The 26856-nt window shown below is 65.1% G+C and carries 17 protein-coding genes and 1 riboswitch; of the genes, 10 read left to right on the plus strand and 7 right to left on the minus strand.

From position 1 onward, the window contains the following. The first annotated feature begins 85 nt into the window (after positions 1-85). From NMB96_RS07020 to NMB96_RS07040, 5 genes are all read left to right on the plus strand, one after another. A complete protein-coding gene (locus NMB96_RS07020) occupies positions 86-1867 on the plus strand; it encodes an autotransporter assembly complex protein TamA (protein WP_255086565.1) in 1782 nt (593 codons plus the stop codon). Further along, positions 1864-5724: a translocation/assembly module TamB domain-containing protein gene (locus NMB96_RS07025; protein ID WP_255086566.1), complete on the plus strand. Its 3861-nt coding sequence runs from the start codon at positions 1864-1866 to the stop codon at positions 5722-5724. Before NMB96_RS07020 ends, NMB96_RS07025 begins: the two co-directional genes overlap by 4 nt. A gap of 311 nt (positions 5725-6035) precedes the next feature. Continuing rightward, the gene (locus NMB96_RS07030) at positions 6036-6470 is read left to right on the plus strand and encodes a hypothetical protein (protein WP_023905684.1); all 435 of its coding nucleotides are present in this window, start codon (positions 6036-6038) and stop codon (positions 6468-6470) included. 10 nt (positions 6471-6480) lie between these two features. Beyond that, positions 6481-6930 (plus strand): 3-dehydroquinate dehydratase, encoded by a 450-nt coding sequence (locus tag NMB96_RS07035; protein WP_023905683.1) that lies wholly within the window; start codon positions 6481-6483, stop codon positions 6928-6930. After that, positions 6911-7138, plus strand: a complete 228-nt coding sequence (locus tag NMB96_RS07040) for a hypothetical protein (RefSeq protein WP_006449106.1) — start codon at positions 6911-6913, stop codon at positions 7136-7138. Before NMB96_RS07035 ends, NMB96_RS07040 begins: the two co-directional genes overlap by 20 nt. Positions 7139-7236: 98 nt before the next feature. On the opposite strand, the gene NMB96_RS07045 is transcribed toward NMB96_RS07040, so the two are convergent. Continuing rightward, positions 7237-8967, minus strand: a complete 1731-nt coding sequence (locus tag NMB96_RS07045) for an outer membrane protein assembly factor BamB family protein (protein WP_023905681.1) — start codon at positions 8965-8967, stop codon at positions 7237-7239. A gap of 553 nt (positions 8968-9520) precedes the next feature. Continuing rightward, entirely contained in the window at positions 9521-10105 is a 585-nt protein-coding gene (locus NMB96_RS07050; RefSeq protein ID WP_255086567.1) for a gluconokinase, read from the minus strand. 158 nt (positions 10106-10263) lie between these two features. Between NMB96_RS07050 and NMB96_RS07055 the strand changes: the two genes are divergently transcribed. The 3 genes from NMB96_RS07055 (at position 10264) to NMB96_RS07065 (ending at position 18069) form a co-directional block, all read left to right on the plus strand. Next, positions 10264-11646: an MFS transporter gene (locus NMB96_RS07055; protein WP_183086962.1), complete on the plus strand. Its 1383-nt coding sequence runs from the start codon at positions 10264-10266 to the stop codon at positions 11644-11646. 2 nt (positions 11647-11648) lie between these two features. Further along, entirely contained in the window at positions 11649-14066 is a 2418-nt protein-coding gene (locus tag NMB96_RS07060; protein ID WP_023905678.1) for a GH36-type glycosyl hydrolase domain-containing protein, read from the plus strand. 553 nt (positions 14067-14619) lie between these two features. Then, positions 14620-18069, plus strand: coding sequence for a hybrid sensor histidine kinase/response regulator (locus NMB96_RS07065; RefSeq protein WP_255086568.1), 3450 nt, complete (start codon positions 14620-14622; stop codon positions 18067-18069). Between the two features lie 181 nt (positions 18070-18250). On the opposite strand, the gene NMB96_RS07070 is transcribed toward NMB96_RS07065, so the two are convergent. The 4 genes from NMB96_RS07070 to NMB96_RS07085 all read right to left on the minus strand — a co-directional run bounded on the left by NMB96_RS07070 (position 18251) and on the right by NMB96_RS07085 (position 22696). After that, complete coding sequence (locus NMB96_RS07070; protein ID WP_043889929.1) at positions 18251-18835, minus strand: manganese efflux pump MntP; 585 nt, start codon at positions 18833-18835, stop codon at positions 18251-18253. Between the two features lie 12 nt (positions 18836-18847). Next, positions 18848-19010: riboswitch (yybP-ykoY riboswitch) on the minus strand. A 115-nt stretch (positions 19011-19125) separates the two neighbouring features. Then, positions 19126-20634 (minus strand): S41 family peptidase, encoded by a 1509-nt coding sequence (locus NMB96_RS07075; protein WP_023905674.1) that lies wholly within the window; start codon positions 20632-20634, stop codon positions 19126-19128. Between the two features lie 82 nt (positions 20635-20716). Then, positions 20717-21832 carry a helix-turn-helix domain-containing protein gene (locus NMB96_RS07080; protein WP_255086942.1) on the minus strand — a complete coding sequence of 372 codons (1116 nt, stop codon included), beginning with the start codon at positions 21830-21832 and terminating at the stop codon, positions 20717-20719. Positions 21833-21946: 114 nt separating this feature from the next. Beyond that, complete coding sequence (locus NMB96_RS07085) at positions 21947-22696, minus strand: IclR family transcriptional regulator (RefSeq protein ID WP_023905671.1); 750 nt, start codon at positions 22694-22696, stop codon at positions 21947-21949. A 180-nt stretch (positions 22697-22876) separates the two neighbouring features. Between NMB96_RS07085 and fucP the strand changes: the two genes are divergently transcribed. Together fucP and NMB96_RS07095 are read left to right on the plus strand one after the other, a co-directional pair. Then, complete coding sequence (gene fucP / locus NMB96_RS07090; protein WP_023905670.1) at positions 22877-24181, plus strand: L-fucose:H+ symporter permease; 1305 nt, start codon at positions 22877-22879, stop codon at positions 24179-24181. Next, a complete protein-coding gene (locus tag NMB96_RS07095) occupies positions 24178-24546 on the plus strand; it encodes an L-fucose mutarotase (RefSeq protein ID WP_023905669.1) in 369 nt (122 codons plus the stop codon). Before fucP ends, NMB96_RS07095 begins: the two co-directional genes overlap by 4 nt. A gap of 918 nt (positions 24547-25464) precedes the next feature. Here NMB96_RS07095 and NMB96_RS07100 read toward each other — a convergent pair. Then, the gene (locus tag NMB96_RS07100) at positions 25465-26784 is read right to left on the minus strand and encodes an L-fuconate dehydratase (protein ID WP_023905667.1); all 1320 of its coding nucleotides are present in this window, start codon (positions 26782-26784) and stop codon (positions 25465-25467) included. Positions 26785-26856: the final 72 nt, after the last annotated feature.

Genomic DNA, 26856 nt, shown 5'->3' on the forward strand with positions numbered 1-26856 from the left:
ACTCTAACCAGCGCATGCGCGTCCGTATAGTCGAGATTGCTTAGATTTTTTGTCCCTTCACGCCAAGGCTGGGTATCCTTTGCCGATGCTTAAAGTCGTGTTTGCTCTCTCCCTGGTGTGCACCCTGCTCGTTCCGCTGCAAGCGGCTGCCCGCGGAACCATCGACAAGATCGAAATCAAAGGCTTGGACGGCGACGACGACGCCGAGATGATCGAGAACATCGAGGTCTCCCTGTCTCTTTATGAGGCTGTCGGCAAGGAGCAGGGCGAGTCGCGCATCGAGTATTTGCTGGCGCAGGCCGAGCGGCAGACGCGTGAGGCGTTGGAGCCGTTCGGCTACTACTCGCCGACCATCGAACTGGCCGCACCGCGCGAAGGCGACAAGGTCACGGTGGTGATCACGGTAGAGCGTGGCGAGCCGGTGCGGGTGCGGCAGTCGCATATCTCCATCACCGGCTGGGCCGAGCAGGACCGCTACCTGGGCCAGGACCTCAAGCAGTTCGAGCCGCACGAGGGTCAGGTCTTCAGCCACCCGCAGTACGAAGCCAGCAAGGTGCGCATCACCCGTCGTCTGGCCGAGCGTGGCTATTTCGATGCCGACTTCACTCAACGCCGCGTTGCCGTCACCCGTGCCGAGCATGCCGCCGATATCGATTTGAACTGGGACAGCGGCCGCCGCTACGACATGGGCAAGGTGCACTTCGATTACGACTACTTCCGCGAAGGCCTGTTCGACCCGTTGGTGTACTGGGACGAAGGCAGCTACTACCACGAAGGCAAGCTGGATCGCCTGCGTGAGTCGCTGACCAAACTCGATTACTTCAGCACCATCGACATCCAGCCCAAGCCCGAAGACGCCGACGACCAGGGCCGCGTGCCGGTCGAGGTCAAGCTCACTCGCGCTAAGCGCACCGTCTACACCTCCGGCTTGAGCTACGGCGGCGAGAGCGGCGCCGGTGTGCGTGGCGGCGTGGAGCGGCGCTACGTGAATTCGCGCGGCCACAAGATGGACACGCAGCTGGACTACGCGCAGAACCGCAAGAGCCTGACCACCAGCTATCGCGTGCCGGCGTTCCGCTGGCTGGATGGCTGGTACACCGCCTCGGCGCGGCTATACGACGAACAGACCGAGTACATCGACCTGCGCAACGTCAAACTCACCGGCAGCCGCAGCGGCCAGATCAACGAGCGCTGGAGCGCGATCGCCTCGATCAACGCCTTGCGCGAGCGCTGGCGTTTCAGCAGTGGCGACGATTTCGAAGGTGCGGTGTACGAGACTTCCACGCTGGTCTATCCGCAGTTGCAGGTGAACTACGTCAACGTCGACGACCGCCTGTTTCCGCGCAGTGGTGTGTCCGGGCAGGCGTTCATCCGCGGCGGTGCCGAAGGCGCCGGCTCGGACACCAACTTCGGCCAGGTCTACGGCCAGCTGCGCTGGTTTCTGGGCGCCGGCGACAACGGCCGGGTAATCCTGCGCGGCGAAGGCGGCACCACCTGGACCAGCGATCTGGTGGCGATGCCGCCGAGCCTGCGCTTCTTTGCCGGTGGCGCCAACAGCATCCGCGGTTATGCGTTCCGCGAAGTCGGCCCACGCACGCCCAGGCCGGACGAATTCGCGCTCGGTGCCAAGAACGTGGTCACCGCCAGCGCCGAGTACGAGCATTACCTCAAGGGCGGCCCGTGGGGCGGGGCGGTGTTTGTCGATAGCGGCAGCGCCTTCGACGACACGCCCGACTGGCATACCGGTATCGGCTTCGGTCTGCGCTGGCGCTCGCCGGTGGGACCGGTACGCGTGGACATCGCGCATGGCCTGAACGACCCCGACTCGCAGTTTCAGCTCTATATCGATATCGGGGCCAACCTGTGAGCACGCCGACGCGTACGCCGCCGCCCGCACCGCGCCGCGCGCGTTTCTATCGCCGGCGCCGGTTCTGGGTGGGCTCCGGGCTGACCGTGCTGGGATTGGTGCTGCTGGCCCTGATCGCGGTGTACTGGTTGCTGCAGACCGTGGCCGGGCGCGATGTGCTGCTGGCGCAGGTGGTGGCGCGCTTGCCGGTCGGCGCCACGTTTACCTACGGCAAGGTCGAAGGCCCTGTCGCCGGCCCGCTCACCTTGCGCGACGTCGATTTTCGTTATCAGGACATCCACTTCACCGCCGAGCGCGTGTATCTGGAACCGGATCTGCGCCCGCTGCTCGGCCGCAAGCTGCAACTGGATGCGGTGCAGGTCAGCAATGCCACCTTGAATCTGGGCAAGAGCGACGAACCGTTCACGCTACCGAGCTGGCCCGAATCGTTGCCGCAGATCAACGTGCCGCTGGCGATCCAGGCCGACAAGATCGCGGTGGACAACCTGCGCATCACCCAGCTGCAGCAGCCGATGATCGTCCTGCACAAAGTGCAGGGCGGGCTGGAAGTGGCGACCGGCGAGTTGCGCACGCGCAATCTGGTGGTCGATACCGACATGGGCGATTTTCGCCTGCACGGCGACTACGTGCCCAGCGACGATTACCGCGCCGACCTCACCGCCACCGCCGTGTTGCCGGCCGCACGCGGGCGCACGCCGGCCAGCCTGGGGCTGGTTGCACGCGGCGATCTGGACAAGATGGAAGTGGCCATCGCCGGCCGCGCGCCGGCACCGCTGCAGGCCAGCCTGGTGTTTACCGGGCGCGACAATCCCACCTGGACGTTCAAGGCGCTCACCGACGCGCTGGATACCTCGCTGCTGATGCCGGCCAGCAACGGGCAGTACGCGGCCCCGGCCACGCCGATCGCACTGAACCTGCAAGCCTCCGGCAAGGGCGGCAGCGCCGATCTGCAAGGCAGCGTCAAGCAGGGCGAGTTGAGCGCCACGCTGCAGCCCTCGCATATCAGCCTGCTGGACCAGGTCATCACGGTCGAGCCGCTGGTGATCGACACGTTCGAAGGCCGTACGCAGTTGCGTGGTACTGCGGATTTCCGCGACACCCAGAATCCGAGTTTCCGTTTCGCGGTCAACGCCAGCGGCTTGCGCTTCACCCCGACGCCGGACCCGGCCACCCCCGATGCGCCCGCTGTGCCGGTAGAACTGGTCGATGCGCGCCTGGGCGTGGCCGGTACCTTGAAGGCGTGGGCGGCGATCGGCCGCGCCACGCTGGAACGCGACGGGCAACAGGCCGCGCTGGTGTTCGACAGCCGCGGCAACGATCAACGCGCGCAGCTCAAGCAGGTGCAGGCCAAAACCCCGGGCGGCTCGCTGGATCTCACCGGCGAAGTGGGCTGGACGCCGGAGCTGCAATGGGATGTCACCGCGCAACTGGCCAAGTTCGATCCGGGTTACTTCGCGCCGGGTTGGAACGGCAATCTCTCTGGCAAGGTCGCCTCCAAGGGTCGCCAGTTGCCAGCACCGGCCGGCGGCGTATCGCCGGGCTTCGAAGCCACTGCGGATATTCCGGCCCTGACCGGCCAGCTGCGGCAACGCGCGCTGTCGGCCAATGGCAAGTTCGCCCTGCGTGGCGAACAGGGCGAGGGCGAATTGCAGCTGTCGCTGGGCAATAGCCGCATCAACGCCAAGGGCAAGGTCGGCGACCAGCTCGACATCGCCGCGCAACTGCAGCCGCTGCAGCTGGACGATGTGTTGCCCGGCGCCGCTGGCACGGTGCGCGGGCAATTGCAGGTCAGCGGCCGTCGCGACGCGCCCGACATCACTGCCGACATCGTCGGCAATGGCTTGCGTTGGAACGACTACAGCGCGCAGAGCATCAGCTTGCGTGGACGGTTGCCGTGGCGCGGCAGCGATGGACAACTGGCATTGCAGGGCACCGCCATCGAAGCCGGCGTGGTGTTGGACAGTGTGCGCGTGCAGGCACGTGGCGCGGTGGAAGCCTTGCGCCTGGATGCCGACATCGCCAACAGCATGGCCAGCGTCGCCTTGCAGGGCGATGTGCGCCGTAACGGCGAGCGTTGGCAGGGGCAGGTTGGCACGTTGCGGATCGCACCGGCCAAGGGCGCTGCGTGGGCGCTGCGGCAGCCGGCGCAGTTCAGCACCGACGGCGCGGCATTTACCTTGTCCGATACCTGCCTGGGCGCTGCCACCGGCGGCGCGCTGTGCGCCAGTGCCAACTGGCCGCGCGAAGGCATGGTGGTGCACGGCGATGCATTGCCGTTGTCGCTGGTGCAACCGTGGTTGCCCAAGCAGCAAGGCCGACAGATCTATCTGCGCGGCGAACTCGCGCTCGATGGCAGCTTCAAGCCGCGCGGCAATGCGTGGGAAGGCTCGTTCCGCATCGCCTCGCCCGAGGGCGGTATTCGTCTGGGCGAAACCCGTTATGCGGCCGTGGCCGGCAACCCCAATCGCGGTGAGTTGCTGCGCTACGACCAATTCAGCATGCAGGCCGATTTCAATCCGCAGCAGATCCAGGCCAAGCTCGGTATCGGTTTCCAGGGCGCCGGCTTTGTCGATGCCAAATTCAACACCGGTTGGGATGCCTACGCACCGCTCAACGGCGAGCTATATCTCAATATGTCGCGGCTGTACTGGCTGGAGCTGGTGGTGGCCGATGTGGTGCAGCCCAAGGGCCTGGTCGAAGGCCATGTGAGCCTGCGCGGCACCCGCGACAAACCGCTGCTGGGCGGCGATGCCACCTTGAGTAACTTCACTGCCGAATATCCCTCGATGGGTTTGACCCTGAGCGAGGGCAAGGGCCGCTTCGACGCCTTGCCGGATGGCTCGGCCAAGATCACCGCATCGGCCAAGTCGGGCGAGGGCACGCTCAACATCGACGGGGGCCTGTCGTGGTTCGGTACCACCACGCCGTTGCTGCTGAATATCCGCGGCGAGAATGTGCTGGCCTACAACACCAGCGAGTTGCGCATCATCGCCAACCCGGACATGCAGTTCGGCATCACCGACAACACCATGCAGCTGCGCGGCAAGGTCACCGTGCCGGAGGCCGATATCGACCTGGAACGCCTGGATCGCGGCACCTCGGTGTCCGAGGACGTGGTGGTGCTGGACCCGGTGGATCCGGAAGCCGCACCGGCTTCGCCCTTGGATATGGATCTGGCCATCGTGCTCGGCGACAAGGTCAACATGAGCGGCTTCGGCCTGAAGGGTGGGCTGAGCGGGCAGATGCAGATCCGCGCGCGCCCGGGCCGCGAAATGACCGCCAACGGTGGGCTGGATGTACGTGGCCGTTACAAGGCCTATGGCCAGGATCTGACCATCAGCCGCGGCCAGCTGACCTGGAACAACAACATCGTCTCCGACCCGCGCGTGAGCCTGCGCGCCGAACGCAAGATCGGCGATGTCACCGCCGGCATCGACGTCAGTGGACGCGCCGAATCGCCACGTGCGGATGTGTGGTCGGACCCGGCGATGTCGCAATCCGAAGCGCTGTCGTACCTGGTGCTAGGCCGCGGCCTGTCCACCGCCAGCAGCGACGAAACCCAGCAGGTCAGCGCCGCCTCGGCGGCCCTGTCGGCCGGCAGCAGCCTGATCGCCTCGCAGATCGGCGCCAAGCTCGGCCTGGACGAAGCTGGGGTGAGCGAATCCAGCACCGTCGGCTCGGTGGTGGGCTTCGGCAAATACCTCTCGCCGAAACTCTACGTCGGCTACGGCGTTTCGATGGTCGGCAGCGGCTCGGTCCTGACGCTGAAATATCTGCTCAGCCGCGGCTTCGACGTGGAAGCCGAATCGAGCACGGTGGAGACCAAGGGATCGGTGAATTGGCGGCGGGAGAAGTAGCGCGCCTCCGCTTTGCCATTATGAAGTGCACCGGCGTGCTTGTAGAGACGGTTGGAGTCAGCAACTGCTGACCTCGTGAAGCCGGCTAAAGGCGGTATGCCAGGTGTTGGTTTGCACGGTTCGGGTGTCGCTAGGAAGTGATGCCCGACAGTTCATGTGTGAGCGGGTCTGCCTCGAGTTATTACGCGTTACCGTTCTTGGGCATGGCATTACGCACTCTTTATGCCGGGACACCAAGGCGCGGATAGTGCCTTTATGCCCGGCAGATCTACCTTGGCACTCCCGCACAGTGGTGCGTTGAGTCGAACACGATGTGTATCCTGATTTTGCGTGGTCCGCAGGCCGATCCGGCGCAATTGGCGCCGCTGCAGCTGCCCGAGTGTGCCGGCCGTGCGTTGCGTACGCTGGCATGTGCCGATGTAGATAGTTTGATCGCTGGGTTGCATGCGGCTGGTGGCGATGCCGAGGTGGAGCTGGTGTTGCTGGATTCGGGCGATCTGCCGCCATCCGAGCGTGCGCAGGTGCATGCAAAGGCATTGCGCGCGGCATTGGATGCGCTGCCCACGCCCTATATCGAACTGCATACCGATGCCGATCAGGAACTGGAGCCGTGGCTGCATCCGCAGCACGCACCGTTGGCGGTGGTGATCACGCCGCACGATGCATCGCGTGCGTATGCGATGTCGCTGGGGATTGCCGCGCGTTGTCTGCCTCCTTTGTGCGCGCCGTTGCGCGCTGCTGCCTGAGGAGGCTGACATGTCGATCATGATCGTGCGTGGGCCCGAGGCATCGTTGCCGCTGGTGCGTGGTCCGCAGCGGTTGCCGCGTGCCGTGATCCGGCAATTGGTGGCGTACGCGGGGGATGCGGGCAAGACGGTGGCACTGCGTGCTTGCGGGTCGGAGCAGGAGCTGCTGGATGCCTTGCGTGTGGCCGGGCAGGCGCGGATGGAAATCGCGTTGATCGATCCGGGCAGTTGCGTGGACAGCGCGCGCTTGCATCGCGTGCTCAGCGCGTTGTCGTACCCGTTCGTGGAGGCCCACGACGATAGCGTGGACCGACCGGAGCGATGCCTGCCGGAAGGATTCGGGCAACGCATTGCGACGGTACGCGGCTACTGCGCGCAGAGCTATCTGCTGGGGTTGGAAATCGCGCTCGAACATCTGGGCTGCACGGAGATCCAGGGCGATGTCCACGTCGGTACCTGAGCTGCGCCAGCTGCATTACTTCGCCGACTACGAAGGCTATTGCGACGGTCGGCCGGTGCTGTGGGGGCAACTTGCCCACAGCGTGGAGGTGCCTGCCGATGGCGTGCTGGATGCCGCCGGGTTGGTCTGCGCCTTGCGCCGTCGTGCAGCCGAGGCGCACGGGCTGGAAGCGGGGCAGATCCGCTTATGTCAGGTCACGCGGCTGTAGCGGCGTGTTCCCGCCACACACAACGACGCCACCCGAAGGTGGCGCCGTTGTTCTGCCGTGACTAGGCGTCATTCAACGCAATTCACGTGTGTTGACGCTTACTTGGCCGCGCTGCTGTCCGGCACGAACTTGATCAGCTGGTTGCTGGTTGCAGCCGTGCCGAAGTTGAAGCGGCCGTAGCCGGCGCCCCAGTACAGCGCGCCGTTCGCAATCGCGGGTGAGCTGATCACCGAGCCTGCAGCGTCGTAGTTCCACAGCGTGGCGCCTGTGTCGGTGTCGAGCGCGACCATGTTGCCGGCCATCGACCCGGCATAGAGCAGGTTCGGCGAGACGGTCAGCGAGCCCTGGCCGCCGGCCGGCACGGTCGGATTCACGCGGTTGATGCCGGGCACCTTGACCTGCCACTTGATCTTGCCGGTCGCGGCATCCAGCGCCGCCCAAGAACCGCCATTGTGACGTTCGGTATTGGCCGGCCCCAGCGTGTAGCTTGCATTGGAGCTGTTGTTGATGGCCACATAGACCTGCGACTTGTACGGGTCGAACGCGGTGCCCCATTCGACGCCGCCGGTGGTGCCGCCCGGGCCGACCTGGGTGGACCACACCTTGGCACCGGTCTTGGCGTCGAAGGCCCAGTAGATGCCGCTCTTCTGCCCGGCGCCGATCAACTGCTGCGGCTTGCCGTCGCGCCACACGGTGAACAGCTGCACGCCGGCACCGCCGAAGTCGTAATCGGGACCGGTGAGGTTGGTTGCCTGGGTGTTCGGGCACAGGCCATTGGTGGGCGCGACGATGCAGGACAGATTCCATGCGTCGTAGCCCTGCGCGCGATTGGCCCAGACCAGCTTGCCGGTGTCCAGGTTCAGCGAGATCACCGAGTCGACGTAGTTGTCCGGCGCCATGCAATCGAGCTCGTCCTGCACGGTGAGTTCGCTGCCGCGGTAGGAGCGCGCGTTGGACACGCAATTACCCACGCTGGCGGGAATGTTGTAGTTGTTGCCGGTGCCGAAATACAGGCGGCGGCTGATCGGATCGATCGCCACCTGGCCCCACACCGATGCGCCGGTATAGCCCTCGGGCACGTTGTAGAACTGCCACAGCTTCTTGCCGGTGTTCAGATCCAGAGCCACCACGCTGCCGCGGAAGCTGAAGGTGTGGGTCGCGTCGAGATTGCCCCAGTCGCCGGAGGACACGGGCACGTAAATGCGGTTGCCGTAGATGACCGGCGACGAGGTGATGCGCGCCTGCGGGTTGGCTTCGACGGTGCTCGACCACAACAGCTTGCCGGTCTTCTTGTCGATCGCCAGCACGGTGCCGGCAGCCTGGTCGCCGACGATGATGCTCTTGGCGCTGATGGCCGGTGTATTGCGGGTTACCGAATTCGCATTGCCGGTGTAGTCGGACAGTTTGGCCTGCCAGTTCGGCTTGCCGGTCTGGGTGTCGACGCTATACAGCGTGCCGCCCCAGTCGGGGACGTAGAGCGTTCCACCTTCCACGCTCGGCGTGGCCGAGATGTCGCCGGTGGTGGTCAAGGTCCATGCGGGCTTGAGTGTCTTGGCGGTGGTGCGATTGATCTTCCACTCGCCCGGTGCGAAGCGCGAGTTGAAGTAGCCGCCACCAGCGCTGTGCCAGCTGCTGGGGCTTGCGAACGGAAGGTCGTTGCCGAAGCTGCGCCAGACCTGGCCGGAGCGCGCGAACGCCTGGGCATCCAGGGACGACACCGACTGTTGTGCGGTTGCGGGGCTGGACTGGGCGAAAGCCACTGCGCTGGCAAGCAGGCAGGGAACGAGCGTCAAACTGCGAAATCGCAAGCGGCGAATAGAGTTGGTCATCACGGCATGTCCATAGATGGAAGGAAGCGCTGGATCCCCCCGGATCTGCCGACTGAAGATGGCCGATTGTGGTGACCGTGCAACACAGGCGCGCCGCCGCATTCACGCAACGGTCGGGTCTGTTTGCATCTGGTGTCACCAGCTCGAAAAAATTGCGTTCACCGTGTTCGGTATTCGCACAAATGGTGATGATTCATCACTATTTGCGTGTGCTGCGATAGGGAAAATGATTCGTCGAGGCGATTGGGATTTCCATACAGAACAGCGGTCTGCAAAAAGTAACCAGGAAATTTTGCGCCACCTTGTGAGGTGGATCACTGTGCTGAACTAAGCCCCTCTCCTCGGGGCGAGAAGGCACGGTTTGCGCGCCACTGGCGCGCGTGCCTTGGAGCGCCCGCGTCGCCAACGCGGGCCGGGGCGCGGAGCGGGGGTTGGGGTGAGGGTACGGTGGCGAAGGCACACAGGAGTTAGAGTGCGTGGCTTCGCACGTACCCTCATCCGCCCCTTCGGGGCACCTTCTCCCGGAGGGAGAAGAAAACACTGTCATAGCGCGTCACGCACTTTGAGGTGAGTGTGCCGCTGCGTGCACTGCCGCGGGAGCGATCAGCGCCAGCTGCGCGATCGCATCGTGCACCACCTCCGGTACCGTTGCGTCCACATCCACCGACACCACGTCCGCTTCGTCCAGTGGCAATTCCAAGGTCTGCAATTGACTCTCCAGCAGACTGGGCGGCATGAAGTGGCCGGCGCGTGCGCTCAGGCGCGCAGCGATGACGTGCGGGGCCGCATGCAGGAACACAAAGCGCATCGGCACGCCGCTGCGGCGCAGCAATTGACGGTGGGTACCGCGCAAACCCGAGAACGCCAACACCACCGATTCGCCGGCATGCACACAGTCGCGCAAGGTGGCCGACAGCAACTCTACCCACGGCAAACGCATCGCATCGGTGAGCGGTTGGCCGGTGGCCATCTGCGCGCGTGCGGCCACGCTGTGATAGTCGTCGGCATCCAGAAAACGGTAGCCGTAGTGCGCTGCCAGGGCCTGCGCAATGGTGGTCTTGCCGCTGCCCGAAACACCCATCACGACGATGGCCAGGGGCGAAGCGGACGCGGGTGTGGGGGTTGCGGCGGCGTCCATCACGTTAGGTTATATCTCCGGATCGATTCGGCATGTTGCCGGATTTCACGTTGGCGGCAGCCGATGCGTGGTGTAGCGTCGGCGCTCCTCGCCAGGTGAGCGGGCCGCCCAGCGTAACGGCGCGCTCGGCCGGGTTCAACGCACTCCAAGGCCAGCCGATGACGTCATCACCTGCAACGTCTCCTGCATCGGCGCGCCTGCGCTGGCGCGAAAAACTGGGCTACGGCGGCGGCGATCTGGGCCTGAATCTTTACTGGGCCAACATCTCCGCGTTCTTGCTGATTTTCTATACAGACACAATGCATCTGCCGGCGGCGGCAGTGGGCACCATGATTTTGCTGACCAAGATTGCCGATGCGATTGCCGATCCGGCGATGGGCGCATTGGCCGACCGCACGCGCAGCCGCTGGGGCAAATTCCGCCCGTATCTGTTGTGGGGCGCAGTGCCGATGGCGGTGACCGGCGTGCTCGCCTACACCACGCCTGCGCTGGATCAGAACGGGCGCATGTGGTGGGCCATGATCAGCTTTCTGGTGATGATGCTGGCCTATACGGTGGTGAGCATTCCGTACTCGGCATTGTCGGGCGTGATCACCGCCGACAGCAGCCAGCGCACCAGTCTGATCAGCCTGCGCTTCATCGCCGCGTTCGCCGGCACCACCTTGGTCAATTACTGCACGCTGGATCTGGTGGCCTGGTTCGGTGCCGGCAACGATGCGCTGGGATGGCAACGCACGATGATGCTGTACGGCGCGGTGGCGGTGGCCTTGTTCGTCACCGTGGCCTTGACCACGCGCGAGCGCGTGCAACCGCCGCCGCAACAACGCACGCCGGTGCGCCAGGACATTGCCGATTTGCTGCAGAACAAGCCGTGGTGCGTGCTGTTCGTGCTGTCGCTGATCATCATGATCACCATTGTCATGCGTGGTGGTGCCGGCGTGTATTACCTCAAGTACTACGTGCAGCGGCCGGAGTTGACCGGGCTGTTTCTGGGCGGGTATTCGGTGGCGTTGGCGGTGGGTGCGGGCATCACCCCGTTGCTGACCCGGCACTGGGACAAACGCCGGCTGATGACCACGCTGATGGCGGTCGTTGGCGTGTTGAGTTGCCTGATGTTTTTCATTCCCGCCGATGCGGTGTGGGCGATCTTTGCGCTGAACATGTTGATCGGTCTGGCGCTGGGGCCCAAATCGCCGCTGGCGTTTTCGATGTATGCCGACAGCGCCGATTACACCGAATGGCGCACCGGCCGCCGTGCGACCGCGATGACATTCGCGGCAGCTACGTTTTCGCAGAAGCTCGGCGGGGCGCTGGCATCTGCCGGCATCGCCTGGGTGCTGGCCGGCATGGGCTATGTGGCCAACAGCGCGCAGTCTGCCGGCTCCTTGACTGGCATCGTGCTGCTGCTGACGGTGATCCCTGGCGCGGTCGCGTTGCTGGCGGCCTGGACCATGCGTTTCTATCCGCTCGATGATGGCTTGTTGAGTCGCATCCAGCACGAACTGGCCGCGCGCAAGCGCCAAGAACAGGAGCATCGCTGACCGTGTCTGCAACGTCCATGGCCGATTCCGAAACAACCTCTAACGCCGACGATCTTTCCACGTTGATGGCGCCCAGCGCCGACGGCGCGCGTTATGCGCTCTACAGCCCCACCGCGATGCCGAACGCGGGTGGATTTTTGTGGAACCGCCGCATGATGTTGCAGCTGACCTGCCGTGGTTACGCCACCGGGCAGTTCATGCAACCGGAGCCGGCCAAATATGCGCATGCGCCGCTGCTGGAAGCGCGCAATTTCATGATGCCCGAGCAACCGTACTACGCGCATCACCCCGGGCGCTTCTTCTACCTCAAGGACGAAGAGACCGGCGCGCTGTATTCGGTGCCGCACGAACCGGTGCGCGCATCGCCGGAGCAGTTCGAGTTTTCTGCCGGCAAGCACGATGTGCGTTGGCGCGTGCGCCACGATGGCATCGTGGTAGAGCTGTGCGTGGCGTTGCCCACCGACGATGCGGTGGAGTTGTGGGAATGCCGCGTGCACAACCTGTCCGGGCGCACGCGCAGGCTAAGCCTGTATCCGTATTTCCCCATCGGTTACATGTCGTGGATGCATCAGAGCGGCACTTATGAGCCGGCACTGGGCGGCATCGTCTGCCGCAGCGTGGCGCCGTATCAGAAGGTGGACGACTATTTTCGCCAACGCGATTTCAAGGACTGCACCTTCCTGCTGCACGAGCAGCCCCCGGTGGCATGGGATGCGCAGCAGATGGCATTCGAAGGCGAGGGCGGTCTGCATGCGCCCTCGGCAATCCAGGCCGAGCAACTGGGCAATAGCGACGCGCACTACGAGAACCCGGCAGCCGCGTTGCAATATCGCCTCACGCTGGAAGCCGATCAAGCGAGCGTGTATCGCTTCGCATTCGGGCCGGCCAAGGACGATGCGGAAATCACCACGCTGCGTGCGCGTTATCTATCCGAGGCAGGCTTTGCTGCAGCCGCGCGCGAGTACGCGCAGTATCTGCAAGGCGGGCGCGGATGCGCGCAGATCGTCACGCCCGATCCTGCGTTGGACAACCTGGTCAATCATTGGCTGCCGCGGCAGGTGTTCTATCACGGCGACGTCAACCGCCTGACCACCGATCCGCAGACGCGCAACTATCTGCAGGACCACATGGGCATGGCGTATCTGCAGCCGGCCACCGCGCGTGCGGCGTTGTTGCACGCCCTCTCGCAGCAGGAGCCCAGTGGCGCGATGCCGGACGGCATCCTGCTGGTGGAAGGTGCCGAGCTGAAATACATCAACCAGGTGCCGCATACCGATCACTGCGTGTGGTTGCCGATTTTCCTGAGCGCGTATCTGGCCGAAACTGGCGATGCCAGCGTGCTTGATGAAGTGGTGCGCACGCACGACGGACACTCGCTCAGCGTGGCCGAGCGCCTGGATGCGGCGATGCAGTGGTTGCTGGATGCCCGCGATGGGCGGGGTTTGAGTTTCATCGCGCAGGGCGATTGGTGCGACCCGATGAACATGGTCGGCTGGCGCGGCAAGGGTGTGTCCGGCTGGCTCACGGTGGCCACCGCGTATGCGTTGCGGTTGTGGTCGGGCATCTGCGCCGCGCAAGGCCGCACTGCGCAGGCGGAGACATTTTCGCAGGCAGTGCAGACGGTCAACGCCGATGCCAATCGCGAATTATGGGACGGCAACTGGTACGCACGCGGCATCACCGACGATGGTGTGCGCTTCGGTATCGCCGAGGATGTAGAGGGGCGCATCTATCTCAATCCGCAAAGCTTTGCGCTGCTGGCCGGCACTGCCGATACGGCGCAGCGCGAGGCGCTGTTGGACGCGGTGCGCGAACAACTGCACACGCCATACGGGCCGATGATGCTGGCGCCTGCCTATACGCATATGCGCGACGACGTGGGCCGGTTGACACAGAAGTGGCCGGGAGCCGCGGAAAACGGCGCGGTCTACAACCACGCAGTGGCGTTCTATCTCTACAGCCTGTACCAGATCGGCGAGGCCGATCGCGCCTGGGAGATTCTGCGCGCGATGTTGCCCGGTCCTACACGCGAGGACGCGCTGCAGCGCGGCCACCTGCCGGTGTCGCTGCCCAACTATTACCGCGGCGCCTGGCACCAGTACCCGCGTACAGCCGGACGTTCGAGCCAGTTGTTCAATACCGGCACGGTGGCCTGGGTGTATCGCTGCGTGCTGGAAGGTTTGTTTGGCCTGGTCGGCGAGGGTGACGCACTGGCAATCCGCCCGCAGCTGCCTTCGCATTGGCCGCACGCGCAGGTGACGCGCCAGTTCCGTGGCGCGCAGTTCGAGGTGGCGCTGACGCGTGAGCCGGGGCGCACGCAGGTAGAAGTGGCGGTAGATGGCGCCCCCTGCCCGGATCAGCGCGTGCACGGCATCGTCGCCGGGCGTACGTATCAGGTGCAGGTGCGCCTGCCCGGTTAGGAGCGGCTAGCAAAACGTAGCGAACGCTCGTTTGGGGATGAGCGCAGTGGTTTTAATAGCCGCATCTTGTTGGATACAGTCAAACGGCTGGGGAGTCGAGGGCGCGGTGTCCTCACCGCTCGCGGGACACGCCGCAAGTACGTCCATGTAGGCTCGGTGGCGGCATCCATGCCGCCACACGGTCCCGCAATCGGTGAGGACACCGCACCAGAAAGGTTGCAGGTTGCTTCTTTGAAAACCGCTTGTTGATCGCGCTGCGTTGCAAAGCTGATCGGACGCACCTCAATCCAAACAACGCACGTCACGTACTGCTTGCACCCATGCACACCGACCATCTCGACTGGTCCTTGCCCGCCTACCGTCGCGGGACCTTACGCGGCATGGATGCCGCGTAAGAGCCTACATGGACGTACTTGCGGCGTGTCCCGCGATGGTGGGCGGGCAAGGGCCCTACAGCCAAGCCGCAGATCAGCCGCCCTGCAGCGAAACCCCCAATCCCCAATCCCCACTGCGTAAACTCCCAGGCTCGCACCGCACCGCCTAGGAACGCCCCTTGGTATCAAGCTGGATCCTGCTGCTGGTCTCCGTCGGCTATGCCGCGCTGCTGTTTGGCGTGGCGTGGTGGGGCGACCGCCGTCCGCTGTACCCGGAGCGGCCGTGGCTGCGTCCCGCGGTCTACAGCCTGGCGCTGGCGGTGTACTGCTCGTCGTGGACCTTCTACGGTGCGGTGGGTTCGGCGGTGCGCAACGGCATCGGTTACCTGCCGATCTACCTGGGTCCGCTGCTGTTGCTGCTGTTCGGCTGGCGCATCATTGAGCGGCTAGCGCTGATCGCCCGCGCTGAAAATACCGTCTCCATCGCCGATTTCATTTCCTCGCGCTACGGCCGCTCGCGGCGGCTGGCCGCGTTGGTGGCAGTGATCGCGCTGGTTGGCATCGTTCCGTATCTGGCGCTGCAGTACAAAGCGGTGGCGATGAGCCTGGAAGTGCTGACCGGGCATAGCAGTGCCGGGCGCGGCATCTTCGCCGACCCGGCCTTGTACGTGGCGCTGTTGATGGCGTTGTTTGCGACCTTGTTCGGCACCCGCCAGGTCGATGCCACCGAGCACCATCGCGGCATGATGCTGGCGATCGCGCTGGAGTCGGTGATCAAGTTGATCGCCATCGTCGCAGTGGGGTTGTTCGCCTGGGTGTGGCTGAGCGACCACCAGGTGCCCATCGCCGATTCGGCGCGTACCTTGTTCGAACACACGCCGTCGGTGGGGTTCATTTCGCAAACCTTGCTCAGCTTTCTGGCGGTGATCTGCCTGCCGCGCCAGTTCCATGTGGCGGTGGTGGAATGCAGCGATGTGGGCGACATCCGTCGCGCACGCTGGTTGTTCGGCGCCTATCTGGTGATCATCTCGGCGATGGTGGTGCCGATCGCCTCGGCCGGCGTGGCCTTGTTCGGCAAGGGCAGCGCGGTGGCCGACGATGCGATGGTGCTGGCATTGCCGCTGAGCCAGGGCAATACCGTGCTGGCGTTGGTGGCGTACGTGGGCGGGTTTTCGGCGGCTACCGGCATGGTGATCGTGGCCAGTATCGCGCTGGCCACCATGGTCAGCAACGACCTGGTGATGCCGGTGCTGCTGCGCCGCCGTGGCAGCGCCGATGCGCGCGCGGCGGTTGCCTCGCGGGTGCTGTGGATCCGTCGCGTCGCCATCCTGCTGTTGGCGCTGGTTGCCTATGGCTATCACCGCAGCGTGGCCAACGACACCACCTTGGCGGCCTACGGCTTGATGGCCTTCGCGGCGGTGGCGCAGTTCGCGCCGGGCGTAATCGGCGGGCTGTACTGGCGCGGCGCCAGCCGCAAGGGCGTGGAGACCGGCATGGTGCTGGGCTTTGCGACCTGGATCTACACACTGCTGCTGCCGGCCGCCACGCGTGCGGGCTGGCTGCAGCCGGAGTGGCTGGTGGACGGCCCGTTCGGCATCGCCTGGCTGCAGCCGCAGCAACTGTTCGGCATGCGTGGCTGGGACCCGCTGGCGCATGGCACGTTCTGGTCGCTGCTGATCAACGTCGGCGCGATGATGCTGGTGTCGGCGCGCTGGCGTCCGGGTGTGGACGAACGCTTGCGCGCGGCGCCGTTCCTGGACCCGTATGCGCAGCGTCCGGCGGTGGCCGGCGATTGGCCAGGCCATGTACGCGTTGCCGACCTGCAGGCGCTGGCCGAGCGTGTGGTGGGCGAGCGGCATGCGCACCGCGCCTTCGTCGACCAGGCGGTGCTGCTGGAACGCGAGCTGCAACCCACCGTGGTGGCCGATCGCGCCTGGGTGCAATTTACCGAGCGCCTGCTCGCCGCCTCGATCGGCGCCGCCTCCGCGCGCCTGGTGCTGACCAGTCTGTTGCGCGGCTCGGGCATGGAGCTGGGCGAGGTGGTGGCGGTGCTGGACGAAGCCGGGCAGGAGCTGCGTTTCAATCGCGAAATCCTCTCCACCACGCTGGAAAACATCAGTGCCGCGGTCAGCGTGGTCGACCCCGAAATGCGCCTGACCGCGTGGAATCGGCGCTACCAGCAGCTGTTCGGTTACCCGGACGGCATGTTGTACGTCGGCCGCCCGGTGGCCGATCTGATCCGCTACAACGCCGAGCGAGGTGAGTTGGGCGAGGGCGATACCGAAGACCAGATCGATCGCCGCATCCGCCATATGCGCGCCGGCTCCCCGCATGTGTTCGAGCGTACTCGCAGCGACGGCAAGGTGATCGAAATGCGCGGCCAGGCGCTGCCGGGTGGCGGCTATGTCACCAGCTACAACGACATCACCGACTACAAACGCGCCGAGCGCGCGCTGCTGGACGCCAACGAAAACCTGGAACAACGCGTGGCCGATCGTTCGCGCGAGGCTGAGCTGGCGCAGCAATCCAAGACGCGCTTTCTGGCCGCGATCAGCCACGACGTGTTGCAGCCGCTCAATGCCGCGCGCCTGTTCGCCTCGGCCTTGCGCGAGAGCCATCAGAACAACGAAGAACAACGCCATCTGGCCGAGCGTGTGGATGCCTCGCTGCGCGCGGCCGAGGAACTGCTCGATGGCCTGCTCGACGTCTCGCGGCTGGATGCCGGCGGCTTGCGGCCCACCGTCGAGGACTTTGATGCCAGTGCGCTGATGCACGAGCTGGCCGCGCAGTACGCACCGGTGGCGTCCAGCCGCGGCCTGCAGTTGCAGGTGCATAGCCGCGCATTGTGGGTGCGCAGCGACCGCCGCCTGCTGCGCCGGGTGATGCAGAACTTCCTTGCCAACGCGCTGCGTTACACACGCCAGGGCCGCATCGTGCTGGGCATGCGCGGGCGCGGCGAGCAGGTGGAACTGCAGGTGTGGGACACCGGCCCGGGCATCCCTGAGCACCATATGCGGCAGATCTTCGAAGAGTTCCGCCGCTATCAGCAGCCGTTCGACTGGGGCGAGCAGGGCTTGGGCTTGGGTCTGTCGATCTGCCAACGCATCTCGCGTTTGCTCGATCACGATCTGAGTGCGCGCAGCCAGGTCGGCCGCGGCAGCATGTTTTCGATCCTGTTGCCGCGCGTGGCCGCGGTGCCGCTGCCGCCCGTGGTGCCGGTGATTGCGGTGCGGCCGTTGCCTAGCGGCGATTCGCTGGCGGGTCTGCGCGTGCTGTGCGTGGACAACGACCGCGAAATTCTCGACGGCATGTGCGCACTGCTCGGCCGCTGGCAGGTGGAAGTGATCACCGCCAGCACCGTGGATCAGGCGCTGGAGCGCGCGCGCGAACAACCGGACCTGATGCTGGTGGATTACCACCTGCACGACCGGCTCGATGGCCTGGATACGCTGGACGCGGTGCAGGCCGCCGCAACCGCGCCGATCGCCGGCGCACTGCTTACTGCCGACGGCCGCGACGAACTCAAGCAACTCGCGCGTGCGCGTGGCTATCGGTTGCTGACCAAGCCGGTGAAGCCGGCATCGTTGCGTGCGTTCTTGAGCGCGCATCACGATGCGAAAAAGCGCTGAGCCAGCGCATCGCGTGCATCGTCGTGAGATGCAGGGATACACGCGGCATTGTAAAAATGCGGCATGCCTCTCGGGCGGATAGCAAGGCCATGCAGCGTAGGAGCGCGCTGGCGCGCGATGAAGCATGATCGATAACGCCCCATCGCGCGCCAGCGCGCTCCTACGGAGAACAGCCTTGCGCTTACGCCGCGCCGCTCAGGTGTTCGTACAGGATGACACTGCCGACAATCACCAGAATCAAACCACCGAGAATCTCGGCGCGTTTGCCGATCAGGTTGCCGAGCACGCGGCCGAGCATGACGCCTGCGGTGACCATACTGAAGGTGCACAGCCCGACCACCACCGCCACCACGCCGATATGCACGTCGAGAAACGCCAGGCTTACACCGACCGCCATCGCATCGATGCTGGTGGCAAAACCGGTGGTGGCCAAGGCCAGCAATCCATGCCGTTTCGGCGTATCGGAAGACGCCTTGTCCACATCGTCCGGTTCCTGGCGCAGCCCGGCCACGATCATGTGCGTGCCCAATGCGCCGAGCAGCACGAAGGCGATCCAGTGATCGTAGGCAGACACATAGCTGGAGGCGGCACGCCCCAGCAGCCAACCGATCACCGGGGTGATCGCCTCGATGCAACCGAAGATCAACCCGGCGCGTAGCGCATCGCGCCACTGCGGCTTGCGCATCGCCGCGCCTTTGCCGATCGCTGCGGCAAACGCATCGGTCGACATTGCGAAACCGATCAACACAATGGAAAAAGGGGACATCGACATTCTCGGGTTGGGCACGATCGCAACGACATGCGCCCGCGCCAACCGTTGTTGTGCACGCATGCCGCTGGTCTCGCCAAACCGAAATTGGTTGCCTGCACCACGGCGCGAGGGCCGAGTATGTTGATGCAGGCGCTTCCGACGATGCAGAAGCAGGCTACTCCCCAAGGGGCGCGCAGTGTACCAACGCATGGCCGCGTTCGGTGCGCCTGCACTGCACGCGAAGGTCGGTCTGATCTTTATAGCCGTGGCTATGCGAGAGCTCTGCGCTGTACCTGCGGCTGCGCTTAAGGCGTGCGCAGCAAGGTGCTGACGGCGTCCATTTCCACATCCCTGCCGTGTTGCAGATCTTGCGCGGTGATGGTTACCGGCACGTCGGGCAACACGCCGCGATCCGGTTGTGCGCTGGTTGGAAACTGTCCGACCAGCGGTAGGTCCACTTCGATTTGCGAGTTGGGCAAGTGCAGGAAAAAGAACGCGCTGCCATTGGTGCCGCGCAGATTTCCGCCGGTGGGCTGGCCGACCAGGGTGGCCAACCCACTGCGCTGCACTCGCTGCGCGAACGCGAATGTGGCCGAGCTGTTTCCCGGGCCGATCAGCACAAACACCTTGCCGTCGAAGGGCGGCGCATGCGGTGTCGTGCGGGCTTGCGCATCTGCATCGGATGCAGGGTTGAGCGTGTAAAAACGCGCGTCGTAGGCAACCGCACGCGTGCCCCAGTCGCGAAAGGACGTGTCCCAGGTGGTGACGTACGCCGCCAGCGCGTCGGGCAGGCGCCGGTAGCGCACCAGCGTGCGCATTTGCGGCGCCGCTATCTCACGTGCGGACAGATACCCAAGCAAGACGCTGCCCACATCCATCCCGCCCTCGTTGTCGCGCAGATCGATCACCAACGCCGGAATCTCGCGCTCGGCCAATGTGGTGAAACTGCGCGCCAGAAATGCCTGCCAGTCCCACTCACTGTCGTACACCGCCCAGGTCGGCATCTGCAGCACCGCCACGCCGGGTGTTGCCAGGTCCAGACGCCATGGCGGCGCTGCACTGTTGTCGCTGCGCGTGGGGATCATCGCGCGGCGTTGCGCCGCGCTGATGCCGTGGACGCGCAGCTCGCGTTCTTTTACCGCACCTGGCCCGCGCACACGCAGCAACGGGTCAGCCGAAAGTTGCGGAAACAGCAGCGGCAGGTAAACGTCGAAGGCTTCGATGCGTGCGAATCCTTGCACCTCCATCTGCGCGATACGTTTGCCGTCGTTGCTGCCGTCGGCGCGCGCCACGCTCATCAGCGCGGCCAGGATCTGCGCCGAGGCAATGCCATCGATCGCCAGCACTTCCGTGCCGGGTACCAGTGTGGGCTGATCGGAGCCGTTGCGACTGATGACCATCCGGCCCTGCAGCCAGCGGAAGTGGAAGGGCAACTGCCTGTCGTTGTCGAACAAGGCGTGCCGGACCGGTTCGGGTTGATTGAGGAAATTGGGAAAGCTATGGCCGCAGCGCACGCTGGCGGTCAGGCGAGAGATGGCCAGGTAGGTCTGCGCAAGCGTTGCGCCGTTTTCGAGTTCGGCACGCAAGGCATCGAAGCGCTGCGTGATTTCCTGTTCGGTGGAGTAGCGGTACAGACCCGGATGCAGCGCCACATAGGCGCTTTGCAATACATCGATATCGGCGAGCAGCGCCGGGCCTGCGAGCGGGCTGTCGCTGCGCAGCGTTGATGGCGGCGTTGCGGCCCCGCCGGCGCACGGTAACCAGATCGACAGCAGGATCAGCGACATAACGAGATGGCGCAGGCGCGGTGACATGGCGACTCCTTGTGTGAGAAGCCGCCAGCATGGTCAGGGGTGCCTTGGCAGACGACTCAAACACGCAATCGCTGAGCGATTTTCAAGCGATGCGACGTTGCGTGCGCCGGTAGTCGCTGGGTGTGCAGCCGGCACAGGCGCGAAACACCCTGTTGAAGCTGGCCTTGGAGCCGAAGCCGACTGCCAGTGCGATGTCGAGGATATCCTGATCGCCGCCCAGCAGGCGCTGCGCTTCGGCGATGCGCAGCGTGTTGAGGAACGTGCTGAAGGTCTGTCCCAGCCCCTCGTTGAGCGCGCGCGACAGATAATTGCTGTTGGTGCCCATGCGCCGCGCCAGCTCGGGCAGGCTGAGGTCCGGCTCGCGCCACCAGCCGTGCGCGGTGACTTGCGCTGCGACCTGTTGCCCCAGCGCGTGCCAGTCCTTGTCCTGGACGGGAGCGGGCGCTGGTTCGCCTGCTCGGTCTGCTGGCGCATCGTGTGGCAGCACCGCATCGCGCGCCGGGTAGTGCACCCTTGCGTGGCGCCAGCCTTCCAGACCCAGGTAGTAGATCAGCGCGGCGGTGGCCAGATAGTGCGGAAACTCATCGACGTAGGACAGCCGATGCCACAGCCGGTCGCTGGCGGTGAAGCCCAGCCGTAACAGCACCAGCAACGCGGCGGCCAGCAGAAAGCCACGCAGCCACGGCAGCCGCAGTTCCTCGCGCGCGCCGCTGTGATGTTCCAGCCAGCGTTGATAGGCCAGGTATTCGCGCCAGGCCAGCAGCAGATAGAACGCCAGCGAGGTCAGCACCAGCGCGTCCTGCAGCGGCGCGATCCAGGGCACGTGGACGGCAGCGTTCCAGGCCCATTTGCGTTGCAGCGGCCAGGTGAACAGCCACGTGTAGTAACCGCCCTGCAGCAGCGCCGGCAGCAGATGCAGCGCCCAACGAGGCGGCAAGTGCTGACGCGCCAGTTGGCGGACGTAGAGCCATAGCAGCGGCCCGATGGCCAGCTCCCAAAACAATGGCGCGTAGGTCAGATCCGGGTAGGCATCGTAGGCGCCGGCATAGCCGAGCGTGTAGGGCGTGATCAGGGCGACCACCACCAGCAGCAGTGCGGCCAGGCAGCGGTTGGCAATGCGGTTGACCGGGGCCAGCAGCAACAGGCTCGCGCCGAGCACGCCATGCGCGCTGCCGAGCAGCAGGATGGTGCTCCACATCCCGAACTTGATGCTGGACATGCGATCCCGCTTGGTCGATCGCGCCGAGTATAGGGGCGATCGGCGGCGGCCCGGGCGCAGGTGCGTTACGCGCGGCGCTCCGCGCCTGCGCGACTAGTGCAGCCCGCTGGAAATCTCGGCCGTGGCCGCACACAAGGCCTGCAATGCCGCTTGCGGGCCAACCAGCTCAGGGCGCCGTTCGATGAAGGGCACCGTGAGCGTGTAGGTGGCGCTGCCGCGTTGCAGGATCGGCGCGGTCAGATCGACCACGCCCACCACCGCTTCGCTGGGCTGCATGGCGTAGCCATCGCTGCGCGCCTGCGCGGCGGCAGCCAGGAACTGCGCGCGCTCGAACGGCACCTCGCTGGCATCGAGCATCTCCAGCCAGCGCGCCTGCACCTCGGGCTGCTGGAAGGCGTACAGCACCAGCCCGGAGCTGGAATGCGTCAACGGACGACGATGCCCCGGGCGCACCACCAGGCCCAGATCGCTGGGCACGTCCATCTGCGCGATCACCACGATCTGGTCGCCAGACGGCGCCACCAGGTGGCAAGGCTGATAGATCGCATCGGCCAGCCGGCGCATCACCGGCAACGCCGCTTCGCTGATGCTCTGCACCTGCGGCTGCTGCATGCCGAGCATGAAGAGCCGGTTGGTCAACACATAGTCGCCTTCGCCGTCGCGGGTGAGATAGCCGCGCTCCTCCAGCACCTGCAGCATGCGGAAGATCTCCCCGCGCGAGCGGCCGATGCCCTGCGAGATCGCGCCCATGCTCATCGGCTGCGCCTGGCGGGCGAGCAGCTCCAGGATGTCCAGCCCCTTGTCCAGGGCGGGCGCGCGGTACTTGGCGGGTTCGGTGCTCATCCGTTTGCGGCTCCAGGCAAGGCTGCGGCGCGCCAGGGTACAGGCATCGCAGGCAGGGGTGAGGTATGGCGCGTGCGTGCAAATATAAACAAAGATTTTATATTTGCATGGCGCTGGCGTGCGCAGTACGCTCGCCGCACAGCAACGCAAGCGCCACAGCCTTGGGAGGGGATCGGTCGCATGCATCACAGTGACATTGCCGCGTCACCGCGCGGCAACCTGGCGCGTACCGCCATGGTTCCCCTGTTGTTGATCGTCAGCCTGTTCTTCTTGTGGGGCATGGCCAACAACCTCAACGACATCCTGATCAAGCAGTTCAAGAAGGCCTTCGAGCTGACCGACCTGCAGGCCGGGCTGGTCCAGAGCGCGTTCTATCTGGGCTACTTCGTGTTCGCCATGCCGGCGGCGATGTTCATGCGGCGCTACAGCTACAAGGCCGCGGTGGTGCTGGGCCTACTGCTGTATGCGTGCGGGGCGTTCCTGTTCTACCCGGCCGCGCAGGTGCATACCTACTGGCTGTTCCTGCTGGCCTTGTTCGTGATCGCCAGCGGCCTGGCGTTTCTGGAAACCACCGCCAACCCGCTGGTGACCGTGCTCGGCCCGGCAGAGGGCGCGGCGCGGCGCCTGAATCTTGCCCAGGCGTTCAATCCATTGGGCTCGATCACCGGCGTGCTGGTGGGCCAGCACTTCATCTTCTCCGGCGTGGAGCACACCCCGGCCGAGCTGGCGGCGATGGCGCCGGCCGCGCGCGCGGCGTTCTTCGCCACCGAATCGTCTGCGGTGCAGACGCCGTATCTGGTGATAGGCGTGGTGGTGGTGCTGTGGGCGATCCTGATCGCGCTGGTGCGCTTTCCCACCGGCGATGCGGGTGTGGGCGAGGCGGCGCCCAAGCGCGCGCGCTTCGGCGAGTTGCTGCGTAACCGGCTGTTCGTGTTTTCGGTAGTGGCGCAGTTCTTCTACGTGGGCGCGCAGGTCGGCATCTGGAGCTATCTGATCCGCTATCTGCAGGACGGTGTGCCGGGCACGCCGGAAAAAACCGCAGCCACGTATCTGACCATCTCGCTGGTGCTGTTCATGGCTGGCCGCTTCATCGGCACCGCGCTGTTGCGCTATCTGGCGCCAGCGAAGTTGCTGGCGAGTTTTGCCACGATCAATCTGGTCTTGTGTGCGGTGGCGATTGCGCTGCCCGGTTGGACCGGCCTGTACGCCTTGGTCGCGGCCAGCGTGTTCATGTCGGTGATGTTCCCGACCATCTTTGCGCTGGGTCTGGATGGCATGCACGACGATGCACGCAAGCTGGGTTCGTCGCTGTTGGTGATGTCGATCATCGGCGGCGCGCTGCTCACTGCGGTGATGGGCGCGGTGTCTGACATGGCCGGTATCCATTGGGCGATGGTGGTGCCGGGCGGCTGCTTTGCGGTGATCCTGTTGTTCGCGTTGCGCGCGCGTCGCGCTGCGCCGGCGATTGCTGGGGCAGGCGCATGAGTGTGCGGCGTCTGTGCTACGTGCTGGATCTGCACGACGATCCGCAACTGATCGCCGAGTACGAGCGCTGGCATCAACCGACCCAGGTGTGGCCGGAAGTGGTGGCGTCGTTGCAACAGGCCGGCATCCTGGAGCTGGAGATCTTTCGCAGCGGCGATCGCTTGGTGATGCTGATGGAAGTTGGCGACGATTACGATCCGGCGGCCAAGGCGGCGCGGGATGCGGCTGATCCGCGGATTCACGCCTGGGAAGAGCTGATGTGGCGGTTTCAAAAGCCGTTGTCTTGCAGTGCGCCGGGGGAGAAGTGGCGTGAGGCCGGGCGGATTTTTGCGTTGAGTGAGGCGGTTGGTGTGGGGCGGGGTTAGGTTTCGCCCAGTCTGTTTCTGCGGATGTGTTGACTCCGCAATAGGGCGTTGGTCTTGCGTCTCTTTGCCGCTGCTGTGCTGGCGCGGCGCATCGAAACAGGGTGTTTTCTTGCAGGCGCATCGTGCGTTGTGCCTGCTACGCAGCGAAAGCGTGACAGCAGCCAGCAACGAAGAATGCCCCGCCACTGCCTGTTGCGCACGCGTGGTCCGCGCAGTTGCGCTGCGTGATGCATTGACGCTGGTGCCGCGCGGCTGGCAGGTGCTACGCACGTGTATCGCCAACGCTCCAATTAAGAGCGGCTAACAAAACCTAGCGAGCGCTCGGCTGGCAGTGAGTGCAGTGGTTTTGTCGGCCGTCTTTTGATAGATGCCGTCAGAAGCCCAGGTCAAACGCTGAGTGGTCGAGGGCGCGGTGTCCTCACCGCTCGCGGGACACGCCGTAAACCCATCCATGGGGGCTCGGTGGCGGCATCCACGCCGCCACACGGTCCCGCAAGCGGCGAGGACACCGCACCAGAGAGTTTGCAGGTTGCTTTGTTTAGAGCCTGCTCGTTGCTCGGCCTTCGTTGGGAATCGGTGCGCGGTTATCAGAACAACGCACCTCATGCCCGCTTGCAACCATGCGCACCGACCGTCTCGACTGGTCCTTGCCCGCCCACCGTCGCGGGACCTTACGCGGCATGGATGCCGCGTAAGAGCTTACAGGGACGTACTTGCAGCGTGTCCCGCGATGGTGGGCGGGTAAGGGCCCTGCAGCCAGGCAGCAGATCAGCCGTCCGCACGCCCCTGGCGGCTGCTCGCGACGTGTTGTCAGCCACTCTAAAAAACGGCTTCAGTCGCGATCAGGTACTCGAGAAAGCCCATCGCGGCTGAAGCCGCTCCTACGCATCGTGCGACCAAGTTACGCGGCGCATTGGATCACGCCTTCGCCGCGGCCAGGTCTTCGACCCAGAAACGGCCATCGGGGTAGCGGAATTCTGCGATGGAGGCGGGGTGCATTTCTGCCGAGAAGCCGGCGGCCTGCGGGGCCAGATAGCGGCCGTGCTGGATGCGCACCGGGTCGAGGAAATGCTGGTGCAGGTGGTCGACGAATTCGATGGCGCGGTCTTCCATCTTGCCGGTGATGGCGACGAAGTCGGCCATCGCCAGGTGTTGCACCAATTCGCACAGGCCGACGCCGCCGGCGTGCGGGAACACTCGGATGTTGAACTTGGCGGCCAGCAGCAGGATGGCGAGGTTTTCGTTGACGCCGCCCACGCGCGCGGCGTCGATCTGGATCAGGTCCACCGCCCCGGCCTGCAGCAGCTGCTTGAACACCACCCGGTTCTGGGTGTGTTCGCCGGTGGAGACCGGCACCGGGGTGATGCCCTGGCGGATCGCGGCGTGGCCGAGGACGTCGTCCGGGCTGGTGGGTTCTTCGATCCAGGCGATGTCGAATTCGGCCAGCTGGCGCATCCAGTCGATCGCCGGGCCCACGTCCCAACGCTGATTGGCGTCTACCGCCATTGCGATGTCCGGGCCGATCGCCTCACGCGCCAGGCGGCAGCGGCGGATATCGTCCTGCACGTTGGCGCCGACCTTGAGCTTGATGGTGCGGAAGCCGTCGGCCACCGCTTCCTTGGCCAGCCGCACCAGCTTTTCGTCCGAGTAGCCGAGCCAGCCGGGCGAGGTGGTGTAGGCGGGATAGCCCTGTTCGATCAGCGTGGCGATGCGTTGCGCGCGCTGCGGTTGTGCCTCGCGCAGGATCGCCAGCGCTTCGTCGCGAGTGAGCGCATCGGTGAGGTAACGGAAGTCGATGGTGTCGACCAACTGCTCCGGGCTGAGCTCGGCGATGTAACGCCACAGCGGCTTTTTCGCCGCGCGTGCGGCCAGATCCCAGGCGGCGTTGATCACCGCGCCGATCGCCATATGCATCACGCCCTTTTCCGGGCCCAGCCAGCGCAGCTGCGAATCGTTGGTAAGCAGGCGGGCGAACGCGCCCAGATCGGCGATGACGTCTTCCACGCGCAGGCCGACCACATGCTCGGCCAGTGCAGCCACGGCGGCGGTCTGCACATCGTTGCCGCGGCCGATGGTGAACACCAGACCGTAGCCGGCCAGGTCGTCCGGTGCATCGGTGCGCAGCACGACATACGCGGCCGAGTAATCCGGATCCGGATTCATCGCATCCGACCCATCGAGCTCGCGCGAGGTGGGAAAACGGACGTCGTGGGTATCGAGGGCGATGATGGTGCTCATGGAGGTCCTGGGCGATGGAAACGGGGAATAGGAAAATGGGTTGAAAAAATGTAAGCGAAGCGGTGCGCTTGA

Origin of the sequence: Xanthomonas hortorum, assembly GCF_024339125.1 — a bacterium.
Lineage (GTDB): Bacteria > Pseudomonadota > Gammaproteobacteria > Xanthomonadales > Xanthomonadaceae > Xanthomonas > Xanthomonas hortorum.

Excerpts from the sequence above, each read along its gene's own strand:
- NMB96_RS07020 (WP_255086565.1), top strand. The coding sequence starts at position 86 with ATGCTTAAAGTCGTGTTTGCTCTCTCCCTGGTGTGCACCCTGCTCGTT.
- NMB96_RS07030 (WP_023905684.1), top strand. The coding sequence starts at position 6,036 with ATGTGTATCCTGATTTTGCGTGGTCCGCAGGCCGATCCGGCGCAATTG.
- NMB96_RS07035 (WP_023905683.1), top strand. The coding sequence starts at position 6,481 with ATGTCGATCATGATCGTGCGTGGGCCCGAGGCATCGTTGCCGCTGGTG.
- NMB96_RS07040 (WP_006449106.1), top strand. The coding sequence starts at position 6,911 with ATGTCCACGTCGGTACCTGAGCTGCGCCAGCTGCATTACTTCGCCGAC.
- NMB96_RS07045 (WP_023905681.1), bottom strand. The coding sequence starts at position 8,967 with ATGACCAACTCTATTCGCCGCTTGCGATTTCGCAGTTTGACGCTCGTT.
- NMB96_RS07050 (WP_255086567.1), bottom strand. The coding sequence starts at position 10,105 with ATGGACGCCGCCGCAACCCCCACACCCGCGTCCGCTTCGCCCCTGGCC.
- NMB96_RS07055 (WP_183086962.1), top strand. The coding sequence starts at position 10,264 with ATGACGTCATCACCTGCAACGTCTCCTGCATCGGCGCGCCTGCGCTGG.
- NMB96_RS07070 (WP_043889929.1), bottom strand. The coding sequence starts at position 18,835 with ATGTCCCCTTTTTCCATTGTGTTGATCGGTTTCGCAATGTCGACCGAT.
- NMB96_RS07075 (WP_023905674.1), bottom strand. The coding sequence starts at position 20,634 with ATGTCACCGCGCCTGCGCCATCTCGTTATGTCGCTGATCCTGCTGTCG.
- NMB96_RS07080 (WP_255086942.1), bottom strand. The coding sequence starts at position 21,832 with ATGTGGAGCACCATCCTGCTGCTCGGCAGCGCGCATGGCGTGCTCGGC.
- NMB96_RS07085 (WP_023905671.1), bottom strand. The coding sequence starts at position 22,696 with ATGAGCACCGAACCCGCCAAGTACCGCGCGCCCGCCCTGGACAAGGGG.
- fucP (WP_023905670.1), top strand. The coding sequence starts at position 22,877 with ATGCATCACAGTGACATTGCCGCGTCACCGCGCGGCAACCTGGCGCGT.
- NMB96_RS07095 (WP_023905669.1), top strand. The coding sequence starts at position 24,178 with ATGAGTGTGCGGCGTCTGTGCTACGTGCTGGATCTGCACGACGATCCG.
- NMB96_RS07100 (WP_023905667.1), bottom strand. The coding sequence starts at position 26,784 with ATGAGCACCATCATCGCCCTCGATACCCACGACGTCCGTTTTCCCACC.